The organism is Pseudomonas sp. H1_F01, from assembly GCF_054681425.1.
This window is the reverse complement of the sequence record NZ_CP162823.1, coordinates 3,253,221-3,269,387: the sequence shown is the minus strand read 5'-3', so window position 1 is coordinate 3,269,387 and position 16,167 is coordinate 3,253,221. Positions and strand designations below refer to the sequence as shown.

General features: G+C 59.1%; 15 protein-coding genes and 3 pseudogenes. 12 read left to right on the top strand and 6 right to left on the bottom strand.

Annotation, left to right across the window (positions count from 1 at the left end):
* Nucleotides 1–33: 33 nt before the first annotated feature.
* From AB4O09_RS15050 to AB4O09_RS15040, 3 genes and pseudogenes are all read left to right on the top strand, one after another.
* Nucleotides 34–507, top strand: a complete 474-nt coding sequence (locus AB4O09_RS15050) for a DUF5710 domain-containing protein (protein ID WP_253279491.1) — start codon at nucleotides 34–36, stop codon at nucleotides 505–507.
* Nucleotides 429–710, top strand: coding sequence for a hypothetical protein (locus tag AB4O09_RS15045; RefSeq protein WP_053162779.1), 282 nt, complete (start codon nucleotides 429–431; stop codon nucleotides 708–710). The genes AB4O09_RS15050 and AB4O09_RS15045 overlap by 79 nt, the downstream gene beginning before the upstream one ends.
* Before the next feature lie 64 nt (nucleotides 711–774).
* A pseudogene (locus AB4O09_RS15040) lies at nucleotides 775–945 on the top strand (IS66 family transposase); the annotation flags it as partial.
* On the opposite strand, the pseudogene AB4O09_RS15035 reads toward AB4O09_RS15040, so the two are convergent.
* Both AB4O09_RS15035 and AB4O09_RS15030 read right to left on the bottom strand, forming a co-directional pair.
* Nucleotides 938–1,371 (bottom strand): annotated as a pseudogene (locus tag AB4O09_RS15035) (transposase); the annotation flags it as partial. The pseudogenes AB4O09_RS15040 and AB4O09_RS15035 overlap by 8 nt on opposite strands.
* A gap of 178 nt (nucleotides 1,372–1,549) precedes the next feature.
* Nucleotides 1,550–2,014: a GNAT family N-acetyltransferase gene (locus AB4O09_RS15030; RefSeq protein WP_053162781.1), complete on the bottom strand. Its 465-nt coding sequence runs from the start codon at nucleotides 2,012–2,014 to the stop codon at nucleotides 1,550–1,552.
* A 313-nt stretch (nucleotides 2,015–2,327) separates the two neighbouring features.
* On the opposite strand from AB4O09_RS15030, the pseudogene AB4O09_RS15025 reads away from it, so the two are divergent.
* The 4 genes and pseudogenes from AB4O09_RS15025 to AB4O09_RS15010 form a co-directional block, all read left to right on the top strand.
* Nucleotides 2,328–2,903 (top strand): annotated as a pseudogene (locus AB4O09_RS15025) (MFS transporter); the annotation flags it as partial.
* 16 nt (nucleotides 2,904–2,919) lie between these two features.
* Complete coding sequence (locus AB4O09_RS15020) at nucleotides 2,920–3,768, top strand: transketolase (protein ID WP_460108386.1); 849 nt, start codon at nucleotides 2,920–2,922, stop codon at nucleotides 3,766–3,768.
* Nucleotides 3,765–4,787 carry a transketolase family protein gene (locus tag AB4O09_RS15015; RefSeq protein ID WP_003202233.1) on the top strand — a complete coding sequence of 341 codons (1,023 nt, stop codon included), beginning with the start codon at nucleotides 3,765–3,767 and terminating at the stop codon, nucleotides 4,785–4,787. Before AB4O09_RS15020 ends, AB4O09_RS15015 begins: the two co-directional genes overlap by 4 nt.
* A gap of 251 nt (nucleotides 4,788–5,038) precedes the next feature.
* Nucleotides 5,039–5,197 (top strand): cupin domain-containing protein, encoded by a 159-nt coding sequence (locus AB4O09_RS15010; RefSeq protein ID WP_223524463.1) that lies wholly within the window; start codon nucleotides 5,039–5,041, stop codon nucleotides 5,195–5,197.
* 169 nt (nucleotides 5,198–5,366) lie between these two features.
* Here the strand turns inward: AB4O09_RS15010 and AB4O09_RS15005 are convergent, their stop codons facing one another.
* Complete coding sequence (locus AB4O09_RS15005) at nucleotides 5,367–7,649, bottom strand: heavy metal translocating P-type ATPase (protein WP_039012117.1); 2,283 nt, start codon at nucleotides 7,647–7,649, stop codon at nucleotides 5,367–5,369.
* 239 nt (nucleotides 7,650–7,888) lie between these two features.
* On the opposite strand from AB4O09_RS15005, the gene AB4O09_RS15000 reads away from it, so the two are divergent.
* Both AB4O09_RS15000 and AB4O09_RS14995 read left to right on the top strand, forming a co-directional pair.
* Nucleotides 7,889–8,536 carry a BON domain-containing protein gene (locus tag AB4O09_RS15000; protein ID WP_003202237.1) on the top strand — a complete coding sequence of 216 codons (648 nt, stop codon included), beginning with the start codon at nucleotides 7,889–7,891 and terminating at the stop codon, nucleotides 8,534–8,536.
* Between the two features lie 145 nt (nucleotides 8,537–8,681).
* Entirely contained in the window at nucleotides 8,682–10,049 is a 1,368-nt protein-coding gene (locus AB4O09_RS14995) for an erythromycin esterase family protein (protein ID WP_003202238.1), read from the top strand.
* On the opposite strand, the gene AB4O09_RS14990 is transcribed toward AB4O09_RS14995, so the two are convergent.
* From AB4O09_RS14990 to AB4O09_RS14980, 3 genes are read right to left on the bottom strand one after another with little or no spacing between them, the layout of a single operon-like run.
* Complete coding sequence (locus tag AB4O09_RS14990) at nucleotides 10,031–10,726, bottom strand: dienelactone hydrolase family protein (protein ID WP_028236823.1); 696 nt, start codon at nucleotides 10,724–10,726, stop codon at nucleotides 10,031–10,033. The genes AB4O09_RS14995 and AB4O09_RS14990 overlap by 19 nt on opposite strands.
* Nucleotides 10,719–11,423, bottom strand: a complete 705-nt coding sequence (locus tag AB4O09_RS14985) for a phosphoribosyltransferase (protein WP_003202241.1) — start codon at nucleotides 11,421–11,423, stop codon at nucleotides 10,719–10,721. Before AB4O09_RS14985 ends, AB4O09_RS14990 begins: the two co-directional genes overlap by 8 nt.
* 56 nt (nucleotides 11,424–11,479) lie before the next feature.
* Nucleotides 11,480–12,370, bottom strand: a complete 891-nt coding sequence (locus AB4O09_RS14980; protein ID WP_013693456.1) for a universal stress protein — start codon at nucleotides 12,368–12,370, stop codon at nucleotides 11,480–11,482.
* A 342-nt stretch (nucleotides 12,371–12,712) separates the two neighbouring features.
* On the opposite strand from AB4O09_RS14980, the gene AB4O09_RS14975 reads away from it, so the two are divergent.
* The 3 genes from AB4O09_RS14975 to AB4O09_RS14965 all read left to right on the top strand — a co-directional run bounded on the left by AB4O09_RS14975 (nucleotide 12,713) and on the right by AB4O09_RS14965 (nucleotide 16,152).
* Nucleotides 12,713–13,279: a phosphoribosyltransferase family protein gene (locus tag AB4O09_RS14975; protein WP_003202245.1), complete on the top strand. Its 567-nt coding sequence runs from the start codon at nucleotides 12,713–12,715 to the stop codon at nucleotides 13,277–13,279.
* Between the two features lie 112 nt (nucleotides 13,280–13,391).
* Nucleotides 13,392–14,384, top strand: coding sequence for a ribose-phosphate diphosphokinase (locus tag AB4O09_RS14970; RefSeq protein ID WP_003202248.1), 993 nt, complete (start codon nucleotides 13,392–13,394; stop codon nucleotides 14,382–14,384).
* Between the two features lie 88 nt (nucleotides 14,385–14,472).
* Nucleotides 14,473–16,152, top strand: a complete 1,680-nt coding sequence (locus AB4O09_RS14965; RefSeq protein ID WP_013693458.1) for an HAD-IIB family hydrolase — start codon at nucleotides 14,473–14,475, stop codon at nucleotides 16,150–16,152.
* Nucleotides 16,153–16,167: the final 15 nt, after the last annotated feature.

Sequence of the window (16,167 nt, the reverse complement as noted above, 5' to 3'; positions counted from 1 at the left end):
GCTTACTGACGAGCAATACGTACGGATACAGAGATGGCAAGGATTGATCTGAAAGTCCCCTTCTCAGAAAAAGATGAAGCGAAATCACTCGGTGCCAGATGGGACCCGAGCCTGAAGACTTGGTACATCCCCGAGGGTGTCGACATCAGCCCCTTGGCTCAATGGCTGCCCGTAACAGAGTACGCAGACCTGGAGCACGGGCCTGAATTTAGCGTCAGAGCACCGTATTACTACGTCATAGAGTCGGTGTCCGACTGCTGGGGCTGCTCCAATTTGACCCGCGTGTTCTCGTTCAAGCTACCCGAGCAACACGAAGAATTCGATTACTACGAGGGTGAGGACGAAGATTTCGCGCTCACAAGCAACCTCGGCAATGGAAGTGCCATGGGTATCGCGGAACGGTCTCCAACGTCGACAGCCTCTCCCCCTTGGTCACGAAGCAGATCCATCACTTCACCAACAAGTTCAAGCAGGCCTACAGCAAAACGACAGGCAGCTGTTACCTGATGAATCACTGCGAAAACTGCGGAGCAAAACTCGGCGATTTCTTCATGCACAGCGAACCTGGTGGAGCTTTCTTCCCGACCTCACCACAAGAAGCTAAGCGGATGACCCTCATCAGAATCAACGAGCGGTTCGACGCCAACTGCAGCGTCGGCTTTGCATCCGAAGACTTTTTCGACTGGATGCAGGTTCGCGAGCCCCCCTAATTACCCCAACCCCGAACTGCACGAAGCCCTCACGCGCCTCAGGCTCACCTGCTCTATTGTAAAACTTGCGATTCCTCGTTCAACGCTGGCCAGCTGGGTCGGTATTTGCGGTGTGTAATTGCTGCCATTGGTCGATGCCCTACGCGAAGTGATGCTTGAGCACAACGTTGTGCACGTCGATGAAACGCCGGTGCAAATGCTCGCGTCAGGCGAGAGAAACCCATCGAGCTGCTATCAATTGCCACGAACTCGCCTGCGATCAAACCCACCACGCGGCAAAACTGGACGAAGGCGCGGTACGTCGCAATAAAGGCGGGTTTGTTGCTCTTGCGAAAATCGGCAATGGTCTTGAAGTTGGGTTTGAGCCGGTTGATCAGCCAAATCACTTCGATGTTGCTCTGGCACTCGGCTTCGAGCCGCCGCGAAGAGCGGGTCCATTAGAAAAATAGCCGTAAAGGAAAAGTTTTAGCTGATCGGCCGAATCATAAGAGGGGCGCCCGGTGCTTTTGGGTGGCGCTTTATCAAAGCCCAACAGCGCGAGATTCAGCTTGCCGAAGTATAGATTGATGACACGAACGAGGTGGTCCTCGGGAATCAACTATTCCAGCGAGACCGGGAACTGGCTGGTCTGGCTGCGGGACGCTCCTTGGATGCACGCCATAACGAAAAATGCTCCGCATCTTTCGATACGGAGCATTTTTCTTTGATGCACCGCGCAGATTGCTAAGTTTCACGTAGCCTGTTCGGGTGCCGTTTTTGCGTTTGGGGCATGATGAATCTGCAGAAAACTGCGATCGCATCATTTGATGCTCCAATTCCTGAGCATCAAATCAGACCAGTCAAAGCCCCTTCATCATAGGAATACACGCCAGCTGAAGCCCCGAAGGAGAATGGTAAATCGCAGGCTCCTCACCAACGAAACCGTAGCGTCGGTAAAAGTCAGCTGCATTCAAAGTAGCATCAAGCTTGACTTCTTCCAGGCCCAAATCTCGTGCCAGACGTTCGAGGTGATCCAGGACTCTCCTGCCGATACCTCGTTGCATAAAGCCAGGATGCACAAAGATCGCGCCGATTTCGCTGTTCTCGAGGTCAAGCATTCCTGTCGCCACAGGCTCTCCTTCAATACAGCCCAGATAGAAGTGCTTCTCCATCAGTTTGTAATATCCATCCTCGGCCGCACCAGCCGTCCAGGCCAATAGCTGCGTCTCGGTATAGGGCCCGATGCATTGATGCCGTATCGCTAGAAGGCGAATGTCGAACGCTTTCTGGGAATCACTGTGGCCGGCTCGTCTAATTTCGAACATTTCACTCTCCGTCAACCATGTTCGGACGGAGAACTAAAAAGCCCCGTCCATCTCTGGCGGGGCTTGGGGTAACACGTCAAATTCTAAGCACGCATGACCTCATGGCCCGCCAGAGGCGGTCATAGAGGAACACATCATGTTCATTCGGCGTATGTAAATCATGGGCGGATAGTGCTGTGGATGGCCGGACAAGTCAATCTCGAAGCAACATTACGAAACCTCCGCTTTTGGCCAAGAATGCGTACAATCGCTGCGCCCCCTCTGTTCACGTTAGCTTTTCAGTATCAGTAGCAGTTACCGAACAGACGACGGGGCGTTCCTGCGGGACCGTCGCCTGTGGATTCTCGCCTGCATCTACTTTTGCGTGGTCATGGGCCAGTACGCGATCACCTTTTGGCTGCCGACGCTTATCCGTAACGCAGGCGTAGCCGATCCGATGCACATCGGCTTGCTCACCAGTCTCCCCTACCTGTGCGCCATCGTCGCGATGGTGCTGATGGGGCGTAGCGGCGACAAGCACCAGGAGCGCCGCTGGCACCTGGTCGGGCCAATGATTGCCGGCGCGCTGGGCCTCACGTTGGCGGCGGTGTTCGGCACCAACCTGATGCTGTCGGTGTTGTGCCTGTGCCTTGCAGCAGCAGGCGTGCTGTCGGCGTCGTCACTGTTCTGGATGCTGCCTACCACATTGCTCGGTGGCGTCTCCGCCGCTGCGGGGATCGCCGGCATCAACAGCTTTGCCAATCTCGCGGGGTTCTGCTCGCCCTACCTGATTGGTTGGATCACCACCACAACCGGTTCGAGCGCCATCGGCATGTACCTGATTACCGGTGTGCTGTGCATCGGTGCCTGTCTGGTGCTGCGTATTCCTGCCGCTTCGGTCAATCGTTGAGTTAACGGAGAACTCCATGACTGTCACATTATCTCGCGTCTCGTCCACCACTCTGGTGCAGCGCGCCCATAACATTCGCCGCCATGCCTTGCGCATGGGGCAAGTCCAGGGCCAGGGCTATGTTGGTCAGGCGCTGGGCGCGGCAGACTTGCTGGCCGTGTCGTACTTTCATGCCTTGAACTACAAGCCCGATAACCCCGAGTGGGAACAGCGTGATCGCTTTTACCTCTCCATCGGCCACTACGCGATCGCACTGTATGCGGCGCTGATCGAGGCTGAAATCATTCCACTGGATGAACTTGAAACCTACGGTTCGGATGACAGCCGCCTGCCCATGTCCGGCATGGCCGCGTACACCCCCGGCATGGAAATCACCGGTGGTTCGCTGGGCCAGGGACTGGGTATCGCGGTGGGCGCCTGCCTGGGTTTGAAGCGCAAGCAATCCGCCTCATTCGTTTACAACCTGCTATCGGATGGCGAGCTGAATGAGGGCTCCACCTGGGAGGCGGTGATGTCCGCTTCGCACTGGAAACTCGACAACCTGATCGCCATCGTCGACGTCAATAACCAGCAAGCCGACGGACACTCCAGCGAGGTGCTGGCATTTGAACCCATCGTTGACCGATGGCAAACCTTTGGCTGGTTCACCCAGCGGGTAGACGGCAACGACCTGGACGCCTTGGTCAAGGCGTTCGACGCGGCCCGCAGCCATCCCGCCGCACAACCGCGCGTCATCATCTGCGATACCAAGATGGGCAAAGGCGTGCCGTTCCTGGAAACCCGTGAAAAGACTCACTTCATCCGCGTGGACGAGCATGAATGGGATGTGGCCCTGAACAACCTCGAAGAAGGCAAGACCCTATGAGCAACGCAACCAACACGACGGCTCAGGCGCCCGAGGCGCCGAAGAAAAAGCTGACAACCTCCGCGATGATTGCTTCGATTGCCGCTGAAGGTCAGGCCACCAAATCGGCGCCCTTTGGCCACGCATTGGCCGCCCTCGCAGACCAGCGCCAGGATATCGTGGGCTTATCGGCTGACTTGTCCAAATACACCGACCTGCACATTTTTGCCAAGGCGCACCCAGAGCGTTTCTACCAGATGGGCATGGCTGAGCAACTGTTGATGAGCGCGGCAGCGGGCATGGCTCGGGAGGGGTTCGTGCCCTTCGCGACCACTTACGCGGTGTTTGCCTCGCGCCGGGCCTATGACTTCATCTGCATGGCGATTGCCGAGGAAAACCTCAACGTCAAAATCGTCTGCGGCCTGCCTGGACTGACCACCGGGTACGGCCCCAGTCACCAGGCAACGGATGATTTGGCAATCTTCCGGGCCATGCCGAACCTGATGATCGTCGACCCCTGCGATGCCCTGGAAATCGAACAGGCAGTACCCGCCATTGCCGCGCATCAAGGGCCAGTCTACATGCGGTTACTGCGCGGCAACGTACCGCTGGTGCTCGATGAATATGGCTATAAATTCGAGATCGGCAAAGCCAAGACCCTGCGTACGGGCAATGAGGTTTTAATCATTTCCACCGGCTTGATGACAATGCGCGCCCTGGAAGCCGCCAAGGAACTTCAGGCTGATGGCGTGGATGTCGCGGTGCTTCACGTTCCCACCATCAAGCCCCTGGATGAGCAGACTATTCTGGCTGAGGCCAGGAAGCCGGGGCGATTGGTAGTGACTGCCGAAAACCACTCCATCATTGGCGGACTGGGCGAAGCGGTGGCAACCGTGCTGTTGCGCAATGGGGTCACGCCGACGTTCAGGCAAATAGCGCTGCCGGACGCGTTTCTCGATGCTGGCGCGCTGCCGACGTTGCATGATCGCTACGGTATTTCCACCCAGGCTTTGCGCGCGCAGATCAAGGGTTGGTTATAGGGTTTAACCTGCAGGGGGCTGACTCAGCCCCCTGCAAGGGGGCATCCCCTTTTCGAGAAAGATACACATAACTTCCGGTGGACCCGAGAGCCCCAATGGAATCTACTTTCGCCGTCACCAGTTGCTGCACAAGACGGGTAAACGCATTTTCGTCCACACCCTGATCATTCATAGGTGTCAGGGGAAATGCACCAAGGCGAATCTTTCGCTTCACAGGGGGCATCCCTCAGGGCACGCTTGAACTGTTTCATGTGGAAAAAGGCACGCTGAAATGCTTGGTAGGGGAAACGGAGCTAGTCATCCCGGCGGGAAGCTCTGCAGTGGCTAAGACCGACGTACCACATTCCTATTCCAACGCAGGCAGATCCAAGTTGGTGTTCACCATGTCCGTGACGGAGATGCATCAGTAGAACACCCATCAGGCATCCTGTATGGCAGGCCAAACAGCCCATTTAAAAAGGGCTGTGCCACCGAGAGTCACCAGGTTCCACGCAGGATCACTGCCAGGGCGCGAGCTCGCAATTGCTCGTGCATTGCATGCGACAGGGGGAGCACAGTCTTTTTTCCCGGCTTGAATCGCTAGCGCCAATCCAGATAACGAAACAGCTCCTCCTCTTGTTCAAAGTGCAGTTGCACCAAGGTGTCCAGGCGGATCAGTTGATGCTGGATCTCATCGGCAGTTGCCGTGGCGGGGGCGCAACTGAAGTCGTCACTCATGCGTGCCAGCAAATGAATCAGGCGAAAAATCTCCCGGTGGACGTGGCTCATGGCCGATAGCGGGTCCTCACCTGTCATGTTTCGCACCAGCAGTGGATACAGTGTCTGTTCATCTTCGCGCTCATGCTGCGCCAGTGAGGTCTGCAGGTGGTTGACCAACTCCGACAGGTCAGTCCGCGCCTGCTCAGGCGGTCGTCGGGCAAAGTCGTTGGCCAGTCGATGCAGATCGCTCAGTAGAGCACCGAGTTGCTGGTGTTCAGCTTGCAGGTGATCAATATGCTCAGCGGCCAGCTTTCTTTTCCCCTGCGCCCAGAACGGCCCCAAGGCGCGCAAGGCGTTGACGATGATCACCACGTCGATGCCCTCCTGCACCACGGCACCGATCAACGGCGGTAGATAACCGAGGGCCGCCAGCGCCATGGCCAGCAAGGACATTCCCATCCCTACCAGCACGCCTTGGCGGGCGATAAAACGGGTATGCCGGGCGATGTCCAATGCCTCGACCAGACGATCGAGGCGATCGACCAGCAACACAACACCCGCCGCTTGTGCAGAAGCGGTGGCACCGCTGGCTCCCATCGCCACGCCAACGTTGGCCGCCGCCAGCGCGGGGGCGTCGTTGATGCCATCACCGACCATCAATGTGCTGGCGCGCTGGCAACCCTGCTGTACAGCCTGCACTTTGTCCTCGGGGGTCAACCCGGCACGCAGTTCATCTATCCCGGCGGACAGGGCAATCATTTCGGCAGTTTCCAGGCGATCCCCGGTGAGCATGACGATCCGTTCAATCCCTCTATTGCGCAGTCGACGCAGGGTTTGCGGGGTTTCGCGCCGAACCGTGTCGAGGAAGACCAGCAGGCCAGCGAGCTCGCCATCCACTGCGATGAAGCTTGCGCTGCATGCCTGGTAATCCATGTGGCGCAGCATGGTGGTGGCCCAGTCGGTCACAGGCGCATCGTTACTGGCAAACGCCAACGTGCCAAAACGCACCTGTACGCCGTCGACCTGCCCAGACAGCCCTGCACCGGGACTCTCCTCTACCCCTTGCGGGACGCAGAGCTGCAGTTTGCGCTGATGCGCCGCGTCGACGATGGCCTGGGAGATGGGGTGCGTCGAAGCCTGCGCGAGCGAAGCGGCGAGGCCAAGCAGGCGTTGCGGATCGATGGGGCCGTTCGTCTCGATCGACTGCAAGCGGGCATGCCCGCTGGTCAAGGTGCCGGTCTTGTCGAGGAATATCTGTTTAATGCCGGCCAGCGCTTCCAGGGTCACGCCATCCTTGATCAGTATTCCGCGTCGCGCCGCCCGCGAGATACCGGACATGATGGCAATCGGCACCGCCAGTATCAAAGGGCACGGCGTGGCCACTACCAAAACCGCCAGTGCCCGCAAGGCATCGCCGCTCATGTACCAAGCCGTGGCTGCCATCAGCAACGTCAAGGGGATGAAGAACAACGCATAACGGTCAGCCAGGCGTACGAATGGCGCACGGGAACGGCGTGCTGCCTCGGCCAGGCGAACGATCCCGGCGTAGGTGCTTTGCGCCGCCGTGCGTGTGGTGATGAGCAGGATCGACGCACCGACATTGGAAACCCCGCTGGACAGGTGTTCGCCTTCCCGGCGCGTCTGGGGTAACGATTCGCCGCTGAGCGCCGACTCGTCGAGAACCGCCACAGGGCTCAGCAAGCGACCATCAACCGGAATCACTTCCCCCAGCCGCACCAGTAATGTTTGATTGGGCTGGACCTGCTCAACGGGGATTTTGCGTAAGCCGCTCTCCTCCTGCACCCAAGCAAAACGTGGTGCCCGATCGATCAGCGCACTGAGCTCCCGCTCGGCACGTTGCCGGGTGAAGAACTCCAGGATTCGGCCGCTCGCCAGCATCAAGGCAATCAGCGCTGCTACCAGGGCCTGCCCAAAGACCAGAGCCGCGGTGATCGACAGCAGGGCGATCAGGTCGACACCGCTCTCGCGCCGGGCCAGGCGCTTCAGGATTTCAACCAGCAGGACCCCAGACATTACCAGGCTGCCCGCCGCCCAGCATATCGACGCCCATTCGGGTTGCTGCGCAACATGCGCAACGGCCCCCGCCAGCAGCGTCAGAGCGGTGAACAGCAAAAGAACGGGGTCCAGCCATTTATCGAGCATAAGAAAAACTTCCTCAAAAACGATTGGCCTGCCTCGTTGTGCGAATCCTGGCGGCGCGCCCAGGGCTCGCCCCGCTTTCGTGTCGTTGCCCGTCGGGACATGACCCTTACCCTATCGATCCTAGCGATCAACGGCCAGCGAGCACTGTTACCCACTTGACCTAGCTCAATGTCTTGACGCTGACCGAGGGTAAAAAAGAGGAACGGGCAAATCCTGCCCCTTCTACCGAGGACATCGTCATGAGCGACCTGAGCCTGCGCAACACCATCCTGGAAGAGCTTGAATTCCAGCCCGGTATCGATGCCGCCGACATTGGCGTTGCCGTACACGATGGGGTTGTCACCCTGACTGGCCACGTCAGCGACTACGCCCAGAAAGTCAGTGCCGAACGTGCCGTCAAGGCAGTAAAGGGCGTGCGCGCAGTGGCCGAAGAACTCCAGGTAAGACTGAACAAGGTGGCCGGCACAACGGATGACGCCATCGCCACTCGCGCGCTGCACATCATTGATTGGAGTTCCGATCTTCCAATAGGCGCCGTCAAGGTGATCGTGGAGAACGGCTGGATCAGCCTGGAAGGCCAGGTGGACTGGCAGTACCAGAAGGAAACGGCAGAACGGGCCGTACGCAAGCTTTCGGGCGTGGTCGGCGTGGACAACCGACTCACGCTTCGTCCCCAGGTGGCCGTGGCCGATATCCAGAGGCGCATTGAAGAAGCGCTCAAGCGCAATGCCGAAATCGACGCCAAGGCGATTCAAATCAAGGTCGAAGGCAGTGTGGTCAAGCTTGAAGGCAGAGTGCATCTGTGGCGTGAACGTCAGATCGCGGAACGGGCCGCCTGGTCTGTACCGGGGGTCAACAAGGTGGAAGATCATTTGCTGATCGCCTGAAACTGTAGCCCGTAAGAACCCCTTGGCCCCTGCAACGCTGTCACTTAAGCAAGTAGCTGAATCTACTCTTGAACTGAACAGCATCACCTTTTCTCAGGGTTTTTTGATATTCCGCCTGCGTGCTCAACTTTGAGGGATGACGTTCATGAACTCACCTTCGCAAAAACTGATGGAAAAGCTCTACGGTCGGCAATATCACGTTGATAGAGCCCACATAGCCCCTTTGCTGCGTCAATACGCTGAACCACTGCCGGACCTGGACTCACCCGGCTTTGCCGAACTGTTCGATCGCTACGCCGACGCGCGCGTGGTGTTGATCGGCGAGGCGAGCCATGGAACCAGTGAATTCTATCGAGCCAGGGCGGCGATTACCCAACGGCTGATCGAGCGTCACGGATTCAATATCGTGGCGGTTGAGGCCGACTGGCCGGATGCCGGTCATGTCGACCAGTACGTCCGGGGGCTGGCGCATTCGGCGTGGAAACGCCACATCTTCAGCAGGTTCCCGACCTGGATGTGGCGCAACAGCGAAGTCAAGGCATTCACCCGTTGGCTGCATGGACACAATCACCCGCTGGCTGCCGAACAACGAGTCGAGTTCCGTGGCCTGGACGTCTACAGCCTGCGCAACTCCATTCATGAGGTGCTGAGCTATTTGGAACGGGTCGATCCGCATCTGGCCCATGAAGCCCGGCGACGCTATGGTTGCTTGACTCCGTGGCAGGATGATCCCGCGTTGTATGGTCATTTTGTCGAGCGCGACGGTGTAATGCCCTGCGAACAAGCGGTGGTCGAGCAGCTCAACGTCATGCTGGCCGAGCAGTTGGCCGGGCTCATCCGCGACGACGAAGCGTTCTTCAACGCGACGCAGAACGCCCGGGTGGTGGTGGCGGCGGAACAGTATTACCGCGCGGTTTATCGAGGATCGACGCTCTCCTGGAACCTGCGGGACCGACACATGTTCGAGACGTTGCGTGCCTTACTCGAACATCGAGGGCCGCATGCCAAGGCAGTGGTTTGGGCGCACAACTCCCATATCGGCAATGCAGGCGCCACGGAAATGGGTTGGAAGGGGCAGTTCAACATCGGTCAACTGTGCCGTAGCACCTATGGGCGTGACGCCGTCTTGATCGGCATGGCCACCGACAGCGGCCAGGTGGCTGCCGCCGATGACTGGGACGGTGAGATGCGGATCAAGGACATTCGCCCTTCCCGGCCGGACAGCTGGGAACATCAGTTCCTCAAAGCCGGGGTCGCGGCGTCCCTGACCGATTGGCGAGATCCGCAGCGAAAAGAACTGCGACGCGTGTTGTCCACCCCTTTGCTGGAACGGGCCATCGGGGTGATTTACCGCCCCGAGAGCGAGCGTTTCAGTCACTACTTCGAGTCGGTACTGGCCGAACAATTCGATGCCATGATCTGGTTCGAGCAAACCAGGCCGGTCACGGCGCTGCCCCTGCCGCAAAACCAGCAACTGGAACCGGAGGACGAAACCTATCCGTTTGGCGTATGAGGAGGTAGGCAGTTTGTTGAGGGCTTGGAAACCAGCAGGTATTTCTCAAACCAGTCGCCGGCAAGCCTGGCGACTTCCTCCAAGGTGCCGGGCTCTTCGAAAAGATGCGTGGCACCCGCCACGACTTCCAATGCCTGCTCACACCGAAGGACCCGGCGAATCTGGTCATTCAAGCCCAACACCAGTGGGTCTTGTGCACCGACAATCTGCAAGGTCGGCGCCTCCACCCTGACCAACGCCGGCCCCGCCAGGTCGGTTCGCCCTCCCCGGCTGACCACTGCCGCGACCGCATCCACGCGCTCGGCAGCCGCCACCATAGCCGCTGCTGCGCCGGTACTGGCGCCAAACAGACCGATTCGCAGCGCGCGCAGGTCAGGGTCGCGGCGGGCCCAGTCAATCACATGGATCAGTCGCCTGGCCAACAAGGGAATATCGAAACGCAACTCCCCGGTCAGATTGTCCATGCGCTGCTCCGGCCCGGTGAGCAGGTCGAACAACAGCGACCCCAGGCCACGACGGGCCAGGACATTGGCCACGTATTGATTACGCGGGCTGGCGCGACCACTGCCACTGCCATGTACGAAGATCACCAGGGCGCGGGTGTTCGCCGGCAAACGCAGATCGGCCGATAACTCCACGCCTGGCAGGTCGATGGATAGAGACTGAGGTTCAAGCATCAACATGCTCCGTCGTGCAACCGCTCGACGCTTCCCGCTGCCAGGCCTGGTGCATGAGATCGATGACTTCTTCGTCCGAAGTCTGGGCAAAATTCAAATACCAATAACCGATCGACATCATCCACTCGGGAATGAGCGGGCAAATCACTTCATTCACTTCGCTGCGCAAAACCTCGACCGTTTCCAGCGGAGCAACCGGCACCGCGACAACGATGCGCGCCGGGGACTGCACGCGTACCGCATGGACCGCAGCCATCATGGAGGAGCCGGTTGCCAGGCCGTCGTCGACCAGGATCACGACCTGGTCCTTGAGCTGCAACGGCGGGCGGGCTCCTCGATAAACCTGTTCGCGCCGGGACAATTCCTGCGTTTCCCGGGCGACCACGGCCTCGAAACTGGCGCGGTCGATCGGGTGCACCCGCAGCGCGTCGTCATTGAGGATTTGTATGCCACCGCTGGCAATGGCGCCCATGGCGAACTCCGGGTGCGATGGGATGCCAAGCTTGCGCACCAACATCAGGTCCAGGCGAACATTCAGGGCGGTAGCGACTTCATAAGCCACCGGGACGCCACCACGGGGCAAGGCGAGGACGATGACGTCAGGTCTGTTGGCGTATTTGAGCAAGGGCTCCACCAGTCGTCGACCGGCCTCGGTGCGGTTCGGCAAAGTGGTTTGCAATGAGGGGCTCTGAATCATGGGAACCTCCTGAGGCAATGATGCCTGTCGCTTCGTTATGGACGATCCTGGCCGCACTAGATGGCTAGAACGCTGCAAGGCACCTGGTAGAGGGTATGTTCCGTCGTGCTGCCCAAAAGCTTTTCCAGGCCATGGGACTGGACCCTGCCCATCACAATCACATCCATATGCTGCTCATCGGCGAACGCACTCAACACCGCCACAGGGTGCCCTTCAATGAAATGACGTCGCTCAGCAGCCACGCCATATCGGTCAGCCAGGTCGAAAAAGGATGTTTCATGTTCTTTGCGCAACTGCGCGCCGAGGTCCGAGAGCGTTAGACCGCCGCCACCCATATCGCCCATGTACACCATCGAGATGTCGCAGGCGTACAGCAAGTGCAACTCGGCATCACATTGGATGGCGAGCCCGCATGCCTGCTGGATGATCCGCTCATTGAGCTCGTTGTCCCGTGCCAGGGTATTGGACGCATCGACCGCCGCCACGACCTTGCGCGGCAAGGGCAGGTTACCTTCACTCAGCAGGTACACCGGTACCGGGCAGTGACGCAGCAAGCGCCAGTCCAGCGGGGTGAGAAAGGCCCGCTTGAACGCTGATTCGTGCTGCACCTGCTTGATCAGCAGGTCAGGCTGCATTTCGGCGACGTGATCGAGGATGTCTTGCTGCATATCATCGGCCCAGGTCACCTCCGTCGTCACGTCGATGCCTGTGTCGCGCAGGTGATTCGCCTGGTTCTTGAGCCAATCGCGATGGTCTTGCAGGTAGCCTTCGCGCGCCTGTTCCCGGTCACCTTCTTCAAGCAGTGACAACAGTTTCCAGGAAGGGATCAAGGCGGCGATGTGCAAGCTCGCACCGCTGGCCTTGGCCAAGGCTGCGGCGTGTCCCAAGGCATGGGAGTGGCGCAGGGCCGGGTTGATGATCAGCAATAACCGTTGATACTGGCTCATGATCGGACTCCATGGAACTTGCACGTTTGTCTCTGCCTGCCACGGCGGGCCACTGGCGTATCTGCCGCTGCAACGGGCACCTTCGTTGTAGATCCACCATCCTCTGTCAGGGCACCCGTGGCGTTGATATATATCAATTACTTTCGTCGGCCGGGCATTCAACGACGCATGCGCGTTGGGAGGGGTGGCGGTTCGCCCTCGTCAATGACCGGTCTTTGTTTGGACCGCGATTGATCAATGTCAATCTCGTCAATGACAACCGGATTAACTTGATTGGAAACCCAGGCACAACGGTGCAGTGCCTGGGTACCTGACCCATGGTTTACCGACAGGAGAAAGGCGATGACGGTCCTACTGGCAAGTCAGCGGGTGCGCCTGTATGACAGCAACGAGCTGGATGACGTACTGCAGGCAATGGCGCGCAAGGCCGCGACTCTCCTGCCCCCGACTCACGCGGCACTGATTGGTATCCAGCGCCGGGGCGAACCACTGGCGCAACGGTTGCGCGAGTACATTGCGCATCGGACCGGCCAGCCGCAATTGCCTCTTTACCCGCTCCGGGTCAAGCGCTACGCCGACGACCTGCAAGTGCTGCATACCTACACCCAATTGACCGAAAACCCGGCCCTGGGCGGTCTCGACCTGGCCAATACCACCTTGCTGGTGGTCGACGATGTGCTCTTCGAAGGCCATTCGCTCTTGCGCACTTGCGCCTACCTGGCGCAACTGGGGGCTCGTCGCGTCCATACCGCCGTACTGGTGGACCGGCATATCTGCCAGCAACCGATTCGGGCCGACATTGTTGGCATACATTTGCAGGTCGCCGCCGATGACATCGTCGAATGCCATGTGCCGCCCTTCGAAGAGGAGTATTGCATTGAGGTGGTGCGCCATGGCGCGGCCCGTTGAGGATGCGCTCGATCAAGGCCGGCGAGCCAGGCAGGCTCGCAATGGCAAAAATGCACATGGATACGTGCCACTGAAATGAGGCGCCTTGCCGGCAGCCTCAGAGGAGTCTTGCATGCTCACCCTGCCCCCGCTTCTTTTTGCCCTGCAAGGTAGCGAGCACTATGCCGCTCGCGTCGCTCAACGGCTTGGCTGCCCGTTGGCACGCCATGAGGAACGTGACTATGAAGACGGCGAACACAAGTGTCGCCCGTTGGATCCGGTAAACGGGCGCGAGGTCATAGTCTTCCATTCCTTGTATGGCGATGGCCGGCAGAGCGCCAACGATAAGCTGTGTCGCCTGCTGTTTTTTTGCGGAGCCCTCAAGGATGCCGGCGCGCGCCAGGTGCAGGTGGTTTCACCTTACCTCTGCTACGGGCGCAAGGACCGCCGCAGCCAGCCTCAAGACCCGACCATCACTCGCTACGTGGCGTCGTTTTTCGAAGCCAGTGGCGTGGATCGCCTGCTGACCCTGGACGTGCACAATCCAGCCGCGTTCGATAACGCATTTCGCCTGCCTGCATGGAATCTGCAGTGCGCGGAACTGTTCGCCGAGCATTTCGCGCCACGCGTCGGCGACGCCGCCGTGGTGGCGGTGTCTCCGGACTCGGGGGGGACCAAGCGCGCTGAACACTTTCGCCAGGCCCTGGAGCGGCAACTGGGACGTACGGTCGGCAGCGCCTTGATGGAAAAGCACCGTGCCCATACCACGCTCACGGGCACCCTGCTGATCGGCGATGTTGCCGGAAAGACCGCCATTATTTTCGATGACCTGATCAGCACGGGGGACACGCTCAAACGTGCTGGCCTGGCTTGTCAGCAGGCTGGCGCCACACGTTTGTTCGCCGCCGCCACCCATGGTTTGTTTACCACTGGCCCTCAACTGTTCGACCCGCCGATCTTTGAACACATCGCGATTACAGACACCGTTGTGCCGTTTCGCCTGCCGCTCGACTGCGTCACGCAACACTTGCAGGTGCTCGACAGCACCGGCCTGATCGCCACGTTCCTGGCGGAAAATGGTGCATTTGCAGGAAACGGCATGCCCAGCCTGTCGCTGCATCGCTGACAACATGCAGAACAGGAATGATTCCATTCTGGTTCACCGACCGAATCCTGACTGGACGAAATCCGATTAAACCGAGCCTGGAGAGAGCATGCACTTCTTAGCCTTGGCAATGGATTTTGACGGGACCATTGCCGAAAACGGCAACGTCCCGCCGCAGGTCTGTGCAGCGCTCACGCGCCTCAAAGAGAGCGGCCGCAAGTTACTGCTGGTGACCGGCCGGGAACTGCAAGCGCTCAAGCACCAGTTTCCAAACCTTGATCTGTTTGACCTGGTGATCGTCGAAAACGGCGCGCTCTTGTACGACCCCGTCACGGACACCGAAGAACTCATCGCTGATCCAGCTTCGACCGAACTGGTGGCCAGCCTACGTGACAAAGGGGTCTCGCCGTTGTCGATCGGCCGATCAGTCATCGCCACGTGGCGTCCGTTTGAAAACACAGTGCTCAGCAGCATCCGCGAACTCGGCCTGGAGTGGCAAATGACGTTCAACAAGGATGCGATCATGGTCCTGCCTCCTTGTGTGAACAAAGCGTCGGGCCTGAGTGCTGCTCTGCGAAGACTGGGTATCTGTGAGTTGAACGTGGTGGGCGTGGGTGATGCGGAAAACGACCACGCCTTTTTATCGATCTGTGGCTGTGCCGCGGCCGTGAACAATGCCATTGCGTCGATAAAGTCCAGCGCAGACGTTTGCCTCAGCCAAGACCATGGCCGCGGGGTCTGCGAGCTGGTGGAGATGCTGCTGGAAAAAGACGCCGCGCTGGTACCCATCGAGCGCACCGGGGTCCCGTTGGGCCAGACGGTTGATGCGAACAACGCCTGGCTGCCTGCGGAGTCGGTGATGCTGGTCGTTGGCAACTCAGGCTCCGGCAAATCCAGTTTCATTACCTGGCTGACAGAACGAATGGTCCAGGCTCGCCAGGATTTCTGCATTATTGATCCGGAAGGCGACTATCTGACCCTCGACGGCGCGGTAACGGTGGGAGGCCTGACCACGCCCCCGACGACCGAGGAATCGGTACAACTGCTTCTACAGGCGCGGCTTAACGTTGTGGTCAGCGCCCTGGCCCTGGATCCGGCAGCGCGGGTGCAACTGTTTGGTGAGCTATTGCCCGCAATCCAGCATCTTCGCAACGTTTCGGGCCGACCCTATTGGCTGATCGTCGACGAAGCACACTACATGCTTCCCCACTGTGCCAGTTGGGCACCCGGCTTTCTCGGCAACATGGGGGCAATCATTGTTGCCCTGAACTTCGATCAGGTATGCCCGGCGCTCCTTGAGGAGGTCGACGTGCTGGTAACGTTGGGCAGCACTGCCCGGGAACTGGTCGAACAGTTCGCCAAACGCATACAACACAGCGGGCCCGCCTTTCCAGGGCGTTCACCAGGCCTGGAACATGGCTGTCTGTGGAATATACGAGAAGGCGAACAAGTGGTGTTGCTCGACCAGGTCCAGCCAGACCAGAAGCACCATCGGCACAGCGGCAAGTACGTCTCGGGAAATGTAGGCGCATGGCATGCCTTTCACTTTCCAGCCCTAGGCAAAAGTGCCGCGAACCTGACGGAGTTTTTGTCCCTCTCGATACAACTGCCCGATGTCGCTCTTTGCGAACATTTGAAGGCCGGCGATTTTTCCAACTGGTTCCGCCATGTGATCCGGGACGATGTGCTTGCCAACAAGACACGCCTCATTGAAACGGACAGCACCCTGGCCCCCGGGAAAGCATTGGAACAAATCCAACAATGGGTGCAATCGCGCTACCACCTTTAGGGGGTCATGTCGTTT

Coding starts and splice junctions, on each gene's coding strand:
- AB4O09_RS14990 (WP_028236823.1), bottom strand. CDS start 10,726: ATGCTTGAACCTCAGTCTCTATCCATCGACCTGCCAGGCGTGGAGTTA.
- AB4O09_RS14975 (WP_003202245.1), top strand. CDS start 12,713: ATGACGGTCCTACTGGCAAGTCAGCGGGTGCGCCTGTATGACAGCAAC.
- AB4O09_RS15030 (WP_053162781.1), bottom strand. CDS start 2,014: ATGTTCGAAATTAGACGAGCCGGCCACAGTGATTCCCAGAAAGCGTTC.
- AB4O09_RS14965 (WP_013693458.1), top strand. CDS start 14,473: ATGCACTTCTTAGCCTTGGCAATGGATTTTGACGGGACCATTGCCGAA.
- AB4O09_RS14985 (WP_003202241.1), bottom strand. CDS start 11,423: ATGATTCAGAGCCCCTCATTGCAAACCACTTTGCCGAACCGCACCGAG.
- AB4O09_RS14970 (WP_003202248.1), top strand. CDS start 13,392: ATGCTCACCCTGCCCCCGCTTCTTTTTGCCCTGCAAGGTAGCGAGCAC.
- AB4O09_RS15005 (WP_039012117.1), bottom strand. CDS start 7,649: ATGCTCGATAAATGGCTGGACCCCGTTCTTTTGCTGTTCACCGCTCTG.
- AB4O09_RS15000 (WP_003202237.1), top strand. CDS start 7,889: ATGAGCGACCTGAGCCTGCGCAACACCATCCTGGAAGAGCTTGAATTC.
- AB4O09_RS14995 (WP_003202238.1), top strand. CDS start 8,682: ATGAACTCACCTTCGCAAAAACTGATGGAAAAGCTCTACGGTCGGCAA.
- AB4O09_RS15020 (WP_460108386.1), top strand. CDS start 2,920: ATGACTGTCACATTATCTCGCGTCTCGTCCACCACTCTGGTGCAGCGC.
- AB4O09_RS14980 (WP_013693456.1), bottom strand. CDS start 12,370: ATGAGCCAGTATCAACGGTTATTGCTGATCATCAACCCGGCCCTGCGC.
- AB4O09_RS15015 (WP_003202233.1), top strand. CDS start 3,765: ATGAGCAACGCAACCAACACGACGGCTCAGGCGCCCGAGGCGCCGAAG.
- AB4O09_RS15050 (WP_253279491.1), top strand. CDS start 34: ATGGCAAGGATTGATCTGAAAGTCCCCTTCTCAGAAAAAGATGAAGCG.